The following is a 15,052-nucleotide window of genomic DNA, read 5'->3' as shown; positions in this document are numbered from 1 at the left end:
CGGGGGTGTCTGCAATGGGGCGGCAACATGGTTGTGTGCCGAGGCGGTGTCAACGCCCGTCGCGTCAGCGGCTTCTCCCAGGGGCCTGGACGAAGGGGGATGGCCGGCCGCATTCGCCGCTTGGTCCAGAACGCGGCGGACGACGTGCCAGGGGGATGTCGCGCGGGGCGATGATCAGCTCAGCGCCAGTCTGCCGCCCGCCAGCCGCGTCAGACGTCCCTGCAGTTCCAGCGACAGGATCGCCGCGCAGGCTGCGGCGGCGGGGACGCCCAGATCGCGGATCAGGTCGTTTTCCTCGGTCGGGCTGGGCGTCAGGCGCGACAGGATTCGCGATTCGAGGTTGACCGGCCCGCCCTGATCCGCGATCCGCGACGGCGTGGCCGATCGCTGGGCATCGCCGGCGGCAGACCGGGGCGCCGGGATCGGGCCGGCGTTTGCGGACAATTCGGTCGATCGCGCCGGGGCTTCGCCGGGCCGCGACATCAGCGCCGCCGCCACATCGGCGGAATTGCGCACCAGCAAGGCTCCGTCGCGGATCAGTGCATTGCAGCCCGCAGCGCGGGCATCCATCGGGTGGCCCGGCACCGCCATGACCTCGCGGCCCTGATCCAGCGCGTTCCTTGCGGTGATCAGCGTGCCCGACCGATGCGCGGCCTCGATCACCACGACCGCGCGCGACAGGCCCGACACGATTCGGTTCCGCGTCGGGAAATGCCGGGCGGCGGGTTCGGTCCCCGGCGCCTGTTCCGAAACCAGCACACCCTGTTCGGCGATCTGGGCTGCCAGGACGACGTTCTCAGCCGGGTAGATGACATCGACGCCGCCCGCCATCACCGCCACGGTGCCACTGCCCAGGGCGGCGTTGTGGGCTGCGGTGTCGATGCCACGGGCAAGGCCCGCGACGACCGTATGCCCGGCCTCGCCCAGCCCTGCCGCCATCCCGCGCGCCATGCGCAGGCCCAGCGACGAGGCGTTGCGCGCCCCGATCACAGCGACCGGATTGCGCGACAGCCATGCCGGATCGCCGCGCACCCACAGGATTGGCGGTGCGCCGTCGATCTGGCGCAACTGGGCGGGATACAGCGGGGAATCGCAGCGGATCAGCCGCGCCCCGGCCTTGCGCCCGGCATTCAGTTCGGCCGCGGCCACGCCTTCGGGACAGGCTTCGTAATCCGTCATCCCGGCCTCGGCCGCGATTTCCGGCAAAGCCTCAAGCGCGGCCGTGGCGCCGCCATGTTGAGCCATCAGCCGATGAAAGGTCGCCGGTCCGACCCGGCGCGAGCGGATGAGACGCAGGACGTCGAGGTCGTCATCCTTCGCCGGCGCGGCGCTGTTGGGCATGTCCGAGGGAATGAACCCGGTATCCATGGTGCCTCCGTCTCATCCAGAGGCCAGCCTAGCGCAACAAGGGTTAATACAAGGTTACCGGGACGGGGGTTTCTGCGCTGCCGGGCGCGTTCACGCGGCCGAGCCGCCGATCGTCAGCCCGCCGATCATCAGGGTCGGCTGGCCGACGCCCACAGGAACCCATTGCCCCTGCTTGCCGCAATTGCCGATGCCGGGATCCAGCGTCATGTCGTTGCCGATGGCGCGGATTTTCCGCAATGCCGTCGCACCGTCCCCGATCAGCGTCGCGCCCCTTATCGGATCGCCGATCCGGCCGTCCTTCACGCGATAGGCCTCGGTGCAGGAAAAGACGAACTTGCCGTTGGTGATGTCCACCTGGCCGCCGCCGAATCCCACCGCGTGGATGCCGTCCTTCAGATCGGCGAGGATCGCGGCCGGATCGGCATCGCCACCGGGCATGTAGGTATTGGTCATGCGCGGCATCGGCGCATGAGCGAAACTTTCGCGCCGCCCGTTGCCCGTGGGCGCCACCCCCATCAGGCGGGCATTCTGGCGATCCTGCATGTAGCCCGTCAGAATCCCGTCCTCGATCAGCACGTTGCGGGCGGGCGGGGTGCCCTCGTCATCGACGCCGATGCTGCCGCGCCGGTCCGGGATGGTGCCGTCATCGACCACCGTCACGCCGGGCGCGGCGACGTGGTCGCCCATCAGCCCGGCGAAGGCGCTGGCCTTCTTGCGGTTGAAGTCTCCCTCAAGCCCGTGGCCCACGGCCTCGTGCAGCAGGATGCCCGGCCAGCCGGGACCAAGAACGACATCCATGACCCCGGCGGGCGCGGGGACCGAGCGCAGGTTGACCAGCGCGATCCGCAGCGCCTCGTCCACGGCGCTCTTCCAGTGGTCCGGCTGCATCAGGCCCTTCAGCGAAACCCGGCCGCCGCCGCCGTGACCGCCGGATTCGCGGCGATCGTTGTTCTCGACGATGACCGCGACATTCAGTCGCGCCATGGGCCGGATATCGGTGACCAGACCGCCTTCGGGGCGCAGGATGGCGATTTCCTGCAGCGAGGAGGCCAGCGAGACGGTAACCTGCACCACCCGCGGATCCAGCGACCGGGCGTAGTCGTCGATCTCGCGCAGCAGGGCGATGCGGCGCGAGATGGGGATCCCCTCGGCCGGGTCCGCGGCGGCATAAAGGTGTTGCGCCCGCATCGGCGCCGGATCGGCCAGCACGGCGCCGCCCCGGCCCACGGCCAGTCGCGCGGTCTGGGCGGCACGGCGCAGCGATGTCTCGGAAATCTCGGTGGAATGGGCGTATCCTGTCACCTCGCCGCGCACGGCGCGCAGCCCGAAACCCTGGTCGGCTGTATAGCCGGAATTGCGCAGCCGCCCGTCGTCGAAGACCAGGCTCTCCGAGACCGAACGTTCCAGAAAAAGTTCGCCGTCTTCGGCCCCCGACACCGCCTCGCGCAGGATCGCCAAGGCGCGATCGCGATCCAGATACAGGGCGAACGGGTCAAATCTGTCGCGGGTCATGGCGGGGTAAACTCCGTTCGTCGGGCGGGCGGCCGGCGTCCGCGAAGACGCGGGCGGGCGGTCACTTTCGCAGATATCTTCTCGGTATCACTTGCCCGAGAGCGCAAGATATGGTCATAGAACGGTCACTGTGAAAGGAAAAGGGGCGGCCTGCCGGCGGCCCTTGCGGCCATGTCGGCCGGGCCAACGCAACGGGATGGGATGATGGCAAAAGCGATGATTCGCCGGGCAGTCGCGGCAGCTTCGGGGCTGGCAACGACGGGAATGATGGCCAGCGCGGCAATGGCGCAGGATGTGCTGGGCGATCTGCCGGTCATCGGCAAACCGCAGGCGAGGGGGATCGGCTTTCAGCCCGCCTCGACGGAACTGGCGCGCGATCAGCAATGGCTTGACGGTTTCGTTCTGATCATCATCGCCTTGATCACGGTCTTTGTCTGCGCGCTGCTGCTGATCGTGATCTTCCGGTTCAACAGCAAGTCGAACCCGGTTCCCGCCAAATTCACCCACAACACGCCGATCGAGATCGTCTGGACACTGGTTCCGGTGCTGATCCTGGTCGTGATCGGGGCCTTCTCCTTGCCGGCCCTGTTTCGCAGCCAGGAAATGCCGCCCAATCCCGACCTGGTGATCAAGGTGATCGGCAACCAGTGGTACTGGTCCTACGAGTATCCCGACAACGATATCAGTTTTGATTCCCTGCTTCTGGCCAAGGAAGAACTGGCCGCTGCCGGCTATTCCGAGGACGAATACCTGCTGGCGACCGACAACGCTGTCGTGGTGCCGGTCGGCAAGACGGTGCTGCTTCAGGTCACCTCGAACGACGTGATCCACAGCTGGACCATTCCGGCCTTCGCGATCAAGCAGGACGCCGTTCCCGGCCGCATCGCGCAGGCCTGGTTCAACGTCGAACGGGAAGGCGTCTTCTTCGGCCAGTGCAGCGAATTGTGCGGCATCAACCATGCCTACATGCCCATCGTCGTGAAAGCCGTCAGCCCCGAAAAATATGCCGCCTGGGTGGCCGAACAGGGCGGCACCATGCCTGCCGATCAGGCGACCGCGCTGAACCTGCCCGCCGACAGCCAGGTCGAACTGGCCAAGGCCGAGTGATCGGACCCGGACGCATCCCATGAGCGACATCCACGCATATGACGGCGCCCCCGAGGCCGAATTTCAGGACTATGTCGCCCTGTTGAAGCCGCGTGTCATGTCGCTGGTCGTGTTCACGGCCTTCGTCGGGCTGCTGGTAGCGCCGGTCACGGTTCATCCCTTCATCGCCTTCTGCGCGGTGATCTTCATCGCGCTTGGCGGCGGCGCGGCCGGCGCGCTGAACATGTGGTCCGATGCCGATATCGACGCGGTCATGAACCGCACCCGGAACCGTCCGATCCCCGCGGGCCGGATCCAGCGGGGCGAGGCCCTGGGCCTGGGCATCGCCCTGTCGATCATCTCGGTGATGATGCTGGGTCTGGTCGCGAACTGGTTCGCGGCGGGCTTTCTGGCCTTCACCATCTTCTTCTACGCCGTCGTCTATTCGATCTGGCTGAAACGGTCGACGCCGCAGAACATCGTCATCGGCGGCGCGGCCGGGGCCTTTCCCCCGATGATCGGCTGGGCCAGCGCCACCGGAGGGGTCGGCATCGAACCGCTGTTGATGTTCGCCCTGATCTTCTTCTGGACACCGCCGCATTTCTGGGCGCTGGCGCTGTTCATGAAAGAGGATTATCACAAGGCCGGCGTGCCGATGCTGACCGTCACGCATGGCCGCGCGGCCACCCGCCGTCACATCTTTGCCTATACGCTGGTGCTTGCGCCCTTCGCGCTGTGGCTGGGCCTGACGCCCGTCGGCGGGTCGCTGTATCTGGCGGTTTCGGTCGTTCTGAACGCGCTGTTCATGGCCGGCGGCTGGCGCATCCTGAAGCGCGACGAAGAGACGGCTATCGCCGATGGCTATGCGTTCGAGAAACGGTTTTTCAGACTGTCGCTCTATTACCTCTTCCTGCATTTCCTGGCGTTGCTCGTTCAAAATCAATGGGGAGCCTGGTGATGCCGATGCAAGCGGAACACGAACTTCACCGCCGCCGCTGGTCGCGCAACGTGGGTCTCGGGCTGGTTCTTGCCAGCCTGGTCGTGCTGGTTTTCGCGCTGACGGTGGTCAAGGTCCGTCAGGGCGACCTGATGGAAGGATACGACTATCAGCCGCGGGCGTCCGTCCTGCCGCCGGCAGCGGCCGCGCCTGACGCGCCCGCCCGGGCGGAAGAAAAAGAAATGCAGCCATGAGCCGCAATTCCCGCACCGTTCTGGGCCTTGTCGCGGTCGTGCTGACGATGGGCGCGCTGTCCTGGGCCGCGGTGCCGTTCTACAACTGGTTTTGCAAGGTGACCGGGTTTGCCGGAACCACACAGGTGTCGAAAGAGGCTCCTGACCAGGTTCTGGAGGAAATCGTCCGCGTCCGTTTCGATGCCAATGTAGACAAGGATGTGCCGTGGACTTTCCGGCCGATGCAGAAGAAGATGGAAGTCCGTATCGGCGAGGACTCGATGGCCTATTACGAGGCAATCAACAACAGCGACGAGACGATCACCGGCACGGCCAGCTACAATGTCGCGCCCGATGTCGCCGGATATTATTTCAGCAAGATCGCCTGCTTCTGCTTCACCGAGCAGACGCTGAAACCGGGCGAGCGGGTCGAAATGCCGATCAATTTCTATGTCGATCCCGACCTGCTTGCCGACGGCGACGCAAGCTGGGTGCGTGACATCACCCTGTCCTATACCTTCCACCGGACCGAGCCGAAACAGGCGGCGCTTGACGCCCAGCCGGCCAGCAACGTCAACTGATCCAGAAAGAGGAGCCGACGGGGACCCGACCATGGCGCATGCTAAGAATCACGACTACCATATCCTTTCGCCCTCCATCTGGCCCTTCTTCGGCGCGGTCTCGGCGTTCTTCATGCTGTATGGCGCCGTGGGCTGGATCAGTGCCGACGATGTTCGCCTGTTCTGGATTCCGGTCAGCGGGCCCTGGCTGTTCCTGATCGGTTTCGTCGGTGTGCTGTATGTCATGTACAGCTGGTGGGCCGACGTGATCCGCGAAAGCGAGGCGGGCGATCACACCCCGGTCGTGCGGATCGGGCTGCAATACGGCTTCATCCTGTTCATCATCTCGGAAGTGATGTTCTTCGTTGCCTGGTTCTGGAACTGGTTCAAGAACGCGCTGTATCCGATGGGACCGCAAAGCCCGATCAAGGATGGGGTCTGGCCTCCGGAAGGTATCCAGCCCTTCAATCCGTGGGAACTGCCACTGATCAACACGCTGATCCTGCTTCTGTCAGGGGTTGCCGTGACCTGGGCGCATCATGCGTTCGTGCATGAAAACGACCGCAAGACCACGATCAACGGGCTGATTGTCGCCATCCTCCTGGGGCTCAGCTTTTCGGCGCTGCAGGCCTACGAATACTTCCATGCAGCCTTCGGCCTGTCCGATACCGCCTATGCCAGCGCCTTCTACCTGGCGACCGGCTTTCACGGCCTGCACGTCATCATCGGCACCATCTTCCTTGCCGTCTGCCTGTTCCGCATCATGCGCGGCCAGATGGACCAGAAACAGCATGTCGGCTTCGAGGCCGCCGCCTGGTACTGGCACTTCGTGGATGTCGTCTGGCTGTTCCTGTTCGGTGCGGTCTATATCTGGGGCAGCTGAACCGGTATGTTCCGCGAGAGGCGCGCGGGGCCCGGCCTCGCGCGTTTTCCATGGCGAAAGGAAGATCGTGCGACAGGCGGCGGAACCCGCGGTTCCGCAGGATCAACAATGATGACACGCTATCTGTTTCCCGCCCTTCTCGGTCTTGTCGGCTGCGCTATCCTGATCAGTCTTGGCCTGTGGCAACTGCGCCGGATGGACTGGAAGGAAGGCGTGCTGGATCAGATACAGGCGCAGATCGACGCTCCGGCCATACCGCTGCCACAGTCGGTCGATCCGTCGATGAAATACATGCCGGTCACGATCAGCGGCACCACGACCGGCGATGAAATCGACATTCTCTCGGGCACCAAGGAACATGGTGGCGGCTATCAGATCGTGTCGCGCTTCATCACCGATGACGGCCGCGCCATCATGGTCGATCGCGGCTTTGTGCCGCAAGAGGATCGCTATGTCGAACGCGGACCCACACGGCTGACGATCCGGGGCAATCTGCATTGGCCGGACGAGAAGGGCGGTTCCACGCCCGATCCGAACCTTTCGGAAAACATCTGGTTTGCCCGTGACGTGCCCGCGATGGCGAGTCAGCTTGACACGCTGCCGATCCTCGTCGTCGCAAGCGTCGTGGAGGGCGATGCCCAAGGCGTCGAGCCGATCCCCGTCTCGATTCAGGGGATCCCCAACAATCACCTGTCATACGCGGTCCAGTGGTTCATGATCGCCGCCGTCTGGGCAGGGATGACACTGGCCCTAATCTGGCGTATCAGGCAGCGGCGATACTGAAGGGGTGGCGATGCGTTACGTCTCGACGCGGGGAAAGGCCCCGGTCCTCGACTTTGAACAGGCGATGCTGTCGGGGCTGGCGCGTGATGGCGGTCTGTATCTGCCCGAGACCGTTCCGGCGCTGTCCGGCCTGAATGACCTTGACGGCCTGCCCTACGAAGAGGTCGCCTTTCGCGTGATCCGTCCCTTTACCGGCGACAGCTTCACCGATGTCGAATTGCGCGGCGCCATCGAACGCGCCTATGCGCGCATCGAACACGCAGCCAAGGCGCCGCTGCATCAGCTTGCGCCGGGCCACCACCTGCTGGAACTGTTCCACGGCCCCACCCTGGCCTTCAAGGATTTCGCCATGCAGCTGATCGCCCAGCTGTTCGAGATCGCGCTGAAACGGTCGGGCCAGCGGATCACCATCGTCGGCGCGACCTCGGGCGATACCGGCTCTGCGGCGATCGAGGCGTTCCGGGGCATCGACAATGTGGATGTCTTCATCATGTTCCCGCATGGCCGCGTGTCCGAGGTGCAGCGCCGCCAGATGACCACGCCCGATGCGGCGAATGTGCACGCGCTGGCCCTCGACGGCCATTTCGACGATTGTCAGGCGCGGCTTAAGGATCTGTTCAACGACCATGATTTCCGCGACGGCGTCGGGTTGGCAGGGATCAACAGCATCAACTGGGCGCGCGTTGTGGCGCAGATCGTCTATTATGTCACCGCGGCCGCGAGCCTGGGGATGCGCGACACGGATTTCTGCGTCCCGACCGGCAATTTCGGCGACATCTTCGCCGGCAGCATGGCCCGCGCCATGGGCGCGCCGATCCGGCGCCTGATCGTGGCCACGAACCAGAACGACATCCTGCACCGCGCGCTGAGCACGGGCGAATACCGGGTGGGCGAGGTCGCGCCTTCGATGTCGCCGTCGATGGATATTCAGGTCAGCTCCAACTTCGAACGGGCGCTGTATCTGGCCTATGGCGGCGATGCGGGCGCGATCGCGCAATTGATGGAGGAACTGAGATCAGGTGGTTTCACCGTCAGCCAGGGCGCGCTGCAGGCGCTGCGCGCGCAATATGTATCTGGGCGTGTCGGCGAAGAGGAAACACTGGCCACGATCCGCACCATTCGCGCCGAAACCGGTCAGATCCTGTGCCCGCACAGCGCCGTGGGCGTGGCGGTCGCGCGCCATCATGCCGAACCCGGCGTGCCCATGGTGACGCTGGCCACGGCCCATCCCGCGAAATTCCCCGATGCGGTCGAAAAGGCCGTGGGGATCCGCCCCGCCTTGCCGCCGCACATGGCGGGGCTGTTCGATCTGCCGGAACGTGTGACGAGGGTCGAAAACGACACCGCCGCGCTTGAGGCGCTGATCCTTGAACGGAGAACGATTTGACCACCGATCCTCATCTTCGCGTCACCACATTGCCGAACGGCCTGCGCATCGCCACGCGCGACATGCCGGGTCTGCATTCCGCCGCGCTTGGCGTCTGGGTGAACGCCGGAGGTCGGAACGAACGCGCCGAACAGAACGGCATCGCGCATTTTCTGGAACATATGGCCTTCAAGGGCACGGCGACGCGCAGCGCGCTGCAGATCGCCGAGGCGATCGAGGATGTGGGCGGCTTCATCAACGCCTATACCTCGCGCGATGCGACCGCCTATTATGTCCGGGTGCTGGAACAGGACGTCGATCTGGCCTTCGACGTGATCTCGGACATCGTGCTGAACCCGATCTTCGACGAGCGCGAGATCGAGGTCGAACGCGGCGTGATCCTGCAGGAAATCGGGCAGGCGCTGGACACGCCCGATGACATCATCTTCGACTGGCTGCAGGAGGCTGCCTATCCCGATCAGGCCATCGGCCGCCCGATCCTGGGTCCGGCCGAGCGTGTCAGCCGCTTTGGCCGGCCCGATCTGGCCGGGTTCGTGGCCGAGAATTATGGCCCCGGCCAGATGATTGTCGCGGCGGCCGGCGCGGTCGATCACGACCGCATCGTGCGCCTGGCCGAGACCGCCTTCGGTCATCTGTCGCCGATTCTGCAAAACCCGCGCGCCGGCGCCGTCTGGCAGGGCCGCGAGGTGCGCCGCGTCAAGAAGCTGGAACAGGCCCATTTCGCCCTGGCATTGGAAGGACCGGGCTACCTGTCCGACGATTACTATGCCGCGCAGATCTTTTCGGCCGCGCTTGGCGGCGGCATGTCGTCGCGACTGTTCCAGAAAATCCGCGAGGAACGCGGGCTGTGCTATACGATCTTCGCGCAATCGGGGTTCCACGACGATACCGGAATGATGACGATTTATGCCGGAACCGGAGGTGGCGACATCGCCGATCTGGCGATGCTGACCATTGACGAGGTTCGCCGCGCCGCCGGCGACATCAGCGAGATCGAGGTCGCCCGCGCCAAGGCGCAATTGCGTGCGGGCCTGCTGATGGGGCTGGAAAGCCCCTCGGCGCAAGCGGAACGGATCGCGCGGGTTCTGGCGATCTGGGGTCGGGTTCTGGACCCCTCCGAGGTAGCGCAGCGGATTTCCGACGTGACGCTGGGCGATGTGCGCGCCCATGCCGAAAGGCTGATCGGGCGGGCGCGGCCTGCGCTGGCGCTTTATGGTCCTGTCAAGACCGCTCCGTCGCGTGGGGTTCTGGCCGAAAGGCTTGCCGCCTGATGTTTTCGCGGCGGCGTCCCGTGCGGCTGGAAACCGAGCGGATCGTGCTGCGCCTGCCGGCCCATTCGGACTTCAGCGCCTGGACCGCGCTGCGGGTCGACAGCCGCGCTTTCCTGACCCCCTGGGAGCCGGTCTGGTCATCCGACCATCTGACCCGCAAGAGCTTCACCAACCGCGTCTACTGGGCCGCCCGGGCCAGTCACGGCGGCAGCGCGCTGCCATTGTTTTTGCTGCGCCGCGACGGCGTGCTGCTGGGCGCGATCACGCTGGACAATATCCGGCGCGGTCCCGCCCAGACCGGCACGATCGGCTACTGGATCGGCCGGCCCTTCGCGCGGCAGGGCTATATGCGCGAGGCGATCGGCGCGCTGGTGCATCATGCCTTCACCGCGCTGGACCTGAGCCGGGTCGAGGCCGCCTGCCTGCCCGAGAACGCTGCCTCCCGGGGCGTTCTGGAGAAATCGGGTTTCAAGTATGAGGGCGTGGCGCAAAGCTATCTTCAGATCAATGGGCGCTGGCGGAACCATGTGCTTTACGCCAATCTGCGCAGCGACAGGCGGGGGCGCAGCGAGGCGCGCTGATTTTGCGTCCCGCGACGGCCGGTGGGGCCAGCCCCCCCGGACCCCCCCGAGGTATTTGGAAAGAGGGCGAGAAGATGGGGCTGGAACCGGCGGACGAGCGGCTGGCGGCGATCTTGCCGAGGGATGTGCTGCGCGAGGTGACGCCGGCCTATCTGGAAGAGCCGCGCGGCCGGTTTCACGGGCAGGCCGGGCTTGTCGCGGCGCCGCGCGATGCCGAAGAGGCGGCGGCGGTGATCCGGGCCTGTGCCAGGGCGCGCGTGGCTGTGGTGCCTCGCGGCGGCGGGACCGGGCTGGTCGGCGGGCAGATCATGGCCGGGGGGCCTGCGCCCCTGATCCTGTCACTGGAACGAATGAATGCCATTCGCGCGGTCTTTTCCGACGAGGCGGTGATGATCGCCGAAGCCGGCGCGACCCTGCAACAGGCCCGCGATGCCGCCGCCGAGGCGGGCCGGCAATTTCCGCTGTCGCTGGCCTCGCAGGGGACGGCGCAGATCGGTGGAGTGCTTTCCACCAATGCCGGAGGCGTGAACGTGCTACGCTATGGCAATGCGCGCGCCCTGTGCCTGGGGATCGAGGCGGTGTTGCCATCGGGCGTGGTGATGCGCGACCTGAAACGGCTGCGCAAGGACAATACCGGCTATGACCTGCGCGATCTTCTGATCGGGGCCGAAGGCACGCTGGGCATCATCACTGCCGCCTCGCTGGTTTTGGCCCCGATTCCGGCCGAATCGGGCGTGGCGATGTTGTCGGTGGAAAGTCCGGGCGCGGCGCTGAGCCTGCTGTCGCTGGCGCAGGCAAGGATGGGTGGCGGGGTCACGGCCTTCGAGCTGATTTCGGGTCAGTCCTTCGATTTCCTGAATCGGTATTTTCCGCAGATGCGACAGCCCTTTGCCGAGCCACCGTCCTGGTCGGTGCTGATCGAGGTCGGATTGCCCGCCGGGCTGGCCGCCGGCGAGGCGCTGGAAGGTCTGTTCCTCGCAGCCTCGGAGGATGGATTGGCGAGCGACGGCGTGATCGCGCAGTCGGGACAGCAGGCCGCCGATCTGTGGTCCCTGCGCGAACACATCCCGCTGGCCAATCGCGCCGTCGGAGCGATTGCCAGCCACGACATCAGCCTGCCTCTGTCGGAGGTCGCAAGCTTCATCCGCGATGCGCAGGCGATGCTGGCGGCCGCGGGCGACATGCGGATCAACTGTTTCGGCCATCTGGGCGACGGCAACCTGCATTTCAACCTGTTTCCCGCCAAGGGGCGCCGTCGCGAGGATTATGATTCCATTCGCGAGGCCCTGTCCCGGCGCATCCACGAGATGGTCGTGGCGCGGGGCGGGTCGTTCTCGGCCGAACACGGGGTGGGGCGGCTGAAGGTCGGCGATCTGGAACGCTGGGGCGATCCGGCGCGGCTGGCGGCGATGCGGGCGATCAAGCAGGCGCTGGATCCGCTGGGGATCATGAATCCCGGCGCCGTTCTGGGCTGACCGGCAACCCCTGTCCCGCATTGCCTTTGTGGCGTCGCGATGCATGATGGAGCAGGGGAGGGGGGCGACGATGCGATTGCGGTTCACCTATGCGACCGAGCGGGCCCGGCTCTACGAGCGGTATATCCCGTTCCTGGTCGCGATCCTGATGATGCCGGCGGGGCTGGCCTTGTTGGGCGTCGCGCCGGTGCTGGGCAGTCTGGTCGCGGTGCTGGGCCTGATCGGGACCGCGATCGGCATCTATGATCTGGGCCAGACCCAACACACCCTGATGCGCAATTATCCGCTGGCTTCGCGGTTGCGTTATCTGCTGGAACATTTCCGCCCCGAGATCCGGCAATATTTTGTCGAGAACGATCATGACGAGACGCCGTTCTCGCGCGAACAGCGGGCCGTCGTCTATCGCCGCGCCAAGGGAATCGAGGGGGTGCGTCCCTTCGGCACGCTCTGCAATGTCTATGCGGATGGCTATGAATGGCTGAACCATTCCCTTGCCACGCCGCATATCGAGGGACAGGATTTCCGGATCCGCGTCGGCGGGCCGGATTGCAGGCAGCCCTATGACAGTTCCGTGGTCAATATCTCGGGGATGTCCTACGGCGCCTTGTCGCCGCACGCGATCGAGGCGCTGAACCGCGGCGCGAAGGCCGGCGGGTTTGCGCATACGACGGGCGAGGGGTCGATCTCGCGCTTTCATCGCATGGGCGGCGATCTGATCTGGCAGATCGGCTCGGGCTATTTCGGCTGCCGGGACGCGGCGGGTCGGTTCGACGCCGAAAAATTCCGCGCGGCGGCGGCGGATGGCGCGGTCAGGATGATCGAGATCAAGCTGAGCCAGGGTGCAAAGCCCGGCCATGGCGGCATTCTGCCGGGGCCCAAGGTCAGCGAGGCCATCGCCGAGGCGCGCGGCGTTCCGGTCGGCAAGGCTTGCGTCAGCCCTGCATCGCATTCGGCCTTTTCCAGCCCGCGCGGCCTGTGCGATTTCATCGCCCGGCTGCGCGAGTTGTCGGCAGGCAAGCCGGTCGGGATCAAGCTGTGCATCGGTCATCCCTGGGAATGGTTCGCGATGGCAAAAGCCTTTCAAGAGACCGAAATCGCCCCTGATTTCATCGTGGTGGACGGCGGCGAGGGCGGTACCGGTGCGGCTCCGGTCGAATTCGCCGATCACAAGGGCGCACCACTGCGCGAGGGGCTGATGCTGGTGCACAATACCCTGACCGGACTTGGAATCCGGGACCGGATCAAGCTGATCGCATCGGCCAAGATCATCACCGCCTTTGACATCTGCCGTATCTCGGCGCTTGGCGCGGACGGGGTGAACATGGGACGCGGCTTCATGTTCGCGATCGGCTGCATCCAGGCGCAGGCTTGCCATACCGGCAAATGCCCGACCGGGATCACCACGCAGGATCCGGGCCGCTACCGGGCGCTGGTCGTGCCCGACAAGGCGCAGCGGGTGGCGCGATTCCACAAGGCCACGATGTTCGCGCTGAAGGAAGCCTGCGAAAGCAGCGGGTTGTCCCATCCCGACGCGTTCACGCCGCATCACCTGATGATCCGTACCGGCCCGCGCGAGGTGCGGTCTGCCGCGAGCCTTTATGACTGGCTGAAACCGGGCGCGCTGTTGCAGGGGGACGTGGATCATCCGGCGTTCCGCAAATACTGGCACCGGGCGCGGATCGGGGATTGGGGAATGGCCGAGGCGGCCTGGTGAGCGTTGCGCAAGATGCGGCGCAAGCAGCGTACGTTGCGTGACACAGGCTGGCAGCCGGCAGCGCAGAAAAACCAGCAAATGCCGGGCGCGACCGGTCACAGGCCGTACACCGGACCTGCACAGCCTGTACACCGCGCGGGCACCGCCTGCGAATTTCGCCGGGATGTTGCCTGTGGACGGAAGCCGTCCCGTTCGCAATCCAGGGCGGCCTGATTGCCTCATCGGTTCCTTCGGCAACACTTCCCTTGCGCCAATCCCGATCCGGAACGGCAGCTTGTCGTGCATTGCCATCATTGATACCCTCGGCGGTGAACCGGGCATCGCGAACACTCCATGTTCGAGCTACACCGACACCGCCGATACGAGGTTTCAGATCGCTCGACTTTGCCCTGGAGGCGAACAGGAAATGAACGGACTTGTCGCGACACTTGCGGTTGCGCTTTTCATGGCCGGGCCAGCCCTCGCACAATCCTTGCCGCCCGGTCTTGTCGGGCGTTGGGACGTCTCGCAGGAGGCTTGCGCCGCGTCCGGCACTTCGGTGAGCCAGATCGACATCCTGCCTGACCGGATCGACACGTTCGGCGGCAACGCCATCCTGCGAGAGGTCGAAAAGATCGGCGATGTCACCTTCGTGGCCGGCGATTTCGAGCAGCGCGAGGGGGCCGAGCAGATCGCGCCGCGTACAGGCGAATATTTCCGCTTTGACCAGCGAGACGGGCCGGACCGGATGACTTTCGTCTGGAAGGACGTACAGAGGACCGCCCTCGTCAGATGCGGAAAGGCGGTGGTGGAGAAGAAAGCCGTGGACCTCGCCCCCAGGCCGCCAGCCGCGAACGAACCGGGATATGACGGGCAGTTGCCGATCCCCCTCGGACTTTGGGTCATCGCGGGAGAATCCTGCCAGAACCCCGCCAATGCGGGCTGGCGCGTCTATGACGGCGCGGGCCTGCGCGGCGCGTCGAGCATTCGCTGCGAAATCGACGCCACCCAACGGCAAGGCGAAAGCATCCTGTTTTCGCAGCTCTGCGAGGCCAGCTATGACGGCAAGGTCCGGGCCACGCGGGACAGGATCACCATCACCGCGCCGCGACGGTTCACGCTTCTGGAAGCTGCCGGGGAAAGTCCTGACGAAGACGCTGGCCGGTCAGGCCAGGACTTCAACTGGTGCGGACCCCAACTTCGGCCGTGAACCGACGAGGGGCTGTCGATTTCGGCCAGGTGTTCCGTATGGTTCCAGCCCCGCCCGTCGAGGCATCCCGAGA

General features: G+C 65.5%; 14 protein-coding genes. 12 read left to right on the top strand and 2 right to left on the bottom strand.

The genetic code is table 11. The features are described from left to right. Positions 1-174: 174 nt before the first annotated feature. Both dprA and tldD read right to left on the bottom strand, forming a co-directional pair. Positions 175-1,368: a DNA-processing protein DprA gene (gene dprA, locus AC13CR_RS13710; RefSeq protein WP_292953246.1), complete on the bottom strand. Its 1,194-nt coding sequence runs from the start codon at positions 1,366-1,368 to the stop codon at positions 175-177. Positions 1,369-1,458: 90 nt separating this feature from the next. Next, positions 1,459-2,880: a metalloprotease TldD gene (gene tldD, locus AC13CR_RS13705; protein ID WP_446233708.1), complete on the bottom strand. Its 1,422-nt coding sequence runs from the start codon at positions 2,878-2,880 to the stop codon at positions 1,459-1,461. Positions 2,881-3,081: 201 nt separating this feature from the next. Here tldD and coxB point away from each other — a divergent pair, with 201 nt between their 5' ends. The 12 genes from coxB to AC13CR_RS13645 all read left to right on the top strand — a co-directional run bounded on the left by coxB (position 3,082) and on the right by AC13CR_RS13645 (position 14,979). Next, positions 3,082-3,987: a cytochrome c oxidase subunit II gene (gene coxB, locus AC13CR_RS13700; RefSeq protein WP_292953240.1), complete on the top strand. Its 906-nt coding sequence runs from the start codon at positions 3,082-3,084 to the stop codon at positions 3,985-3,987. A gap of 19 nt (positions 3,988-4,006) precedes the next feature. Then, positions 4,007-4,924: a heme o synthase gene (cyoE, locus tag AC13CR_RS13695; protein WP_292953237.1), complete on the top strand. Its 918-nt coding sequence runs from the start codon at positions 4,007-4,009 to the stop codon at positions 4,922-4,924. Continuing rightward, the gene (locus AC13CR_RS13690; protein WP_292953234.1) at positions 4,924-5,157 is read left to right on the top strand and encodes a hypothetical protein; all 234 of its coding nucleotides are present in this window, start codon (positions 4,924-4,926) and stop codon (positions 5,155-5,157) included. Before cyoE ends, AC13CR_RS13690 begins: the two co-directional genes overlap by 1 nt. Beyond that, on the top strand, positions 5,154-5,717 hold the full coding sequence (locus AC13CR_RS13685) for a cytochrome c oxidase assembly protein (protein ID WP_292953232.1): 564 nt from the start codon (positions 5,154-5,156) through the stop codon (positions 5,715-5,717). The genes AC13CR_RS13690 and AC13CR_RS13685 overlap by 4 nt, the downstream gene beginning before the upstream one ends. 31 nt (positions 5,718-5,748) lie before the next feature. Continuing rightward, on the top strand, positions 5,749-6,579 hold the full coding sequence (locus tag AC13CR_RS13680; protein ID WP_292953229.1) for a cytochrome c oxidase subunit 3: 831 nt from the start codon (positions 5,749-5,751) through the stop codon (positions 6,577-6,579). A 108-nt stretch (positions 6,580-6,687) separates the two neighbouring features. Then, entirely contained in the window at positions 6,688-7,362 is a 675-nt protein-coding gene (locus AC13CR_RS13675; protein ID WP_292953226.1) for an SURF1 family protein, read from the top strand. Between the two features lie 10 nt (positions 7,363-7,372). Continuing rightward, positions 7,373-8,749 carry a threonine synthase gene (gene thrC / locus AC13CR_RS13670; RefSeq protein ID WP_292953223.1) on the top strand — a complete coding sequence of 459 codons (1,377 nt, stop codon included), beginning with the start codon at positions 7,373-7,375 and terminating at the stop codon, positions 8,747-8,749. Further along, positions 8,746-10,020 (top strand): M16 family metallopeptidase, encoded by a 1,275-nt coding sequence (locus AC13CR_RS13665; RefSeq protein ID WP_292953220.1) that lies wholly within the window; start codon positions 8,746-8,748, stop codon positions 10,018-10,020. Before thrC ends, AC13CR_RS13665 begins: the two co-directional genes overlap by 4 nt. Continuing rightward, positions 10,020-10,601: a GNAT family N-acetyltransferase gene (locus tag AC13CR_RS13660; RefSeq protein ID WP_292953217.1), complete on the top strand. Its 582-nt coding sequence runs from the start codon at positions 10,020-10,022 to the stop codon at positions 10,599-10,601. The genes AC13CR_RS13665 and AC13CR_RS13660 overlap by 1 nt, the downstream gene beginning before the upstream one ends. 74 nt (positions 10,602-10,675) lie before the next feature. Continuing rightward, a complete protein-coding gene (locus tag AC13CR_RS13655) occupies positions 10,676-12,076 on the top strand; it encodes an FAD-binding oxidoreductase (protein WP_292953214.1) in 1,401 nt (466 codons plus the stop codon). A 70-nt stretch (positions 12,077-12,146) separates the two neighbouring features. Then, positions 12,147-13,790 carry an FMN-binding glutamate synthase family protein gene (locus tag AC13CR_RS13650; protein ID WP_292953211.1) on the top strand — a complete coding sequence of 548 codons (1,644 nt, stop codon included), beginning with the start codon at positions 12,147-12,149 and terminating at the stop codon, positions 13,788-13,790. 37 nt (positions 13,791-13,827) lie between these two features. After that, positions 13,828-14,979 (top strand): hypothetical protein, encoded by a 1,152-nt coding sequence (locus tag AC13CR_RS13645; protein WP_446232418.1) that lies wholly within the window; start codon positions 13,828-13,830, stop codon positions 14,977-14,979. Positions 14,980-15,052: the final 73 nt, after the last annotated feature.

This window comes from Paracoccus sp. L-17 (assembly GCF_056857655.1).
This window is presented reverse-complemented; position numbering and strand designations above follow the sequence as displayed.

Excerpts from the sequence above, each read along its gene's own strand:
- dprA (WP_292953246.1), bottom strand. The coding sequence starts at position 1,368 with ATGGATACCGGGTTCATTCCCTCGGACATGCCCAACAGCGCCGCGCCG.
- tldD (WP_446233708.1), bottom strand. The coding sequence starts at position 2,880 with ATGACCCGCGACAGATTTGACCCGTTCGCCCTGTATCTGGATCGCGAT.
- coxB (WP_292953240.1), top strand. The coding sequence starts at position 3,082 with ATGATGGCAAAAGCGATGATTCGCCGGGCAGTCGCGGCAGCTTCGGGG.
- cyoE (WP_292953237.1), top strand. The coding sequence starts at position 4,007 with ATGAGCGACATCCACGCATATGACGGCGCCCCCGAGGCCGAATTTCAG.
- AC13CR_RS13690 (WP_292953234.1), top strand. The coding sequence starts at position 4,924 with ATGCCGATGCAAGCGGAACACGAACTTCACCGCCGCCGCTGGTCGCGC.
- AC13CR_RS13685 (WP_292953232.1), top strand. The coding sequence starts at position 5,154 with ATGAGCCGCAATTCCCGCACCGTTCTGGGCCTTGTCGCGGTCGTGCTG.
- AC13CR_RS13680 (WP_292953229.1), top strand. The coding sequence starts at position 5,749 with ATGGCGCATGCTAAGAATCACGACTACCATATCCTTTCGCCCTCCATC.
- AC13CR_RS13675 (WP_292953226.1), top strand. The coding sequence starts at position 6,688 with ATGATGACACGCTATCTGTTTCCCGCCCTTCTCGGTCTTGTCGGCTGC.
- thrC (WP_292953223.1), top strand. The coding sequence starts at position 7,373 with ATGCGTTACGTCTCGACGCGGGGAAAGGCCCCGGTCCTCGACTTTGAA.
- AC13CR_RS13660 (WP_292953217.1), top strand. The coding sequence starts at position 10,020 with ATGTTTTCGCGGCGGCGTCCCGTGCGGCTGGAAACCGAGCGGATCGTG.
- AC13CR_RS13655 (WP_292953214.1), top strand. The coding sequence starts at position 10,676 with ATGGGGCTGGAACCGGCGGACGAGCGGCTGGCGGCGATCTTGCCGAGG.
- AC13CR_RS13650 (WP_292953211.1), top strand. The coding sequence starts at position 12,147 with ATGCGATTGCGGTTCACCTATGCGACCGAGCGGGCCCGGCTCTACGAG.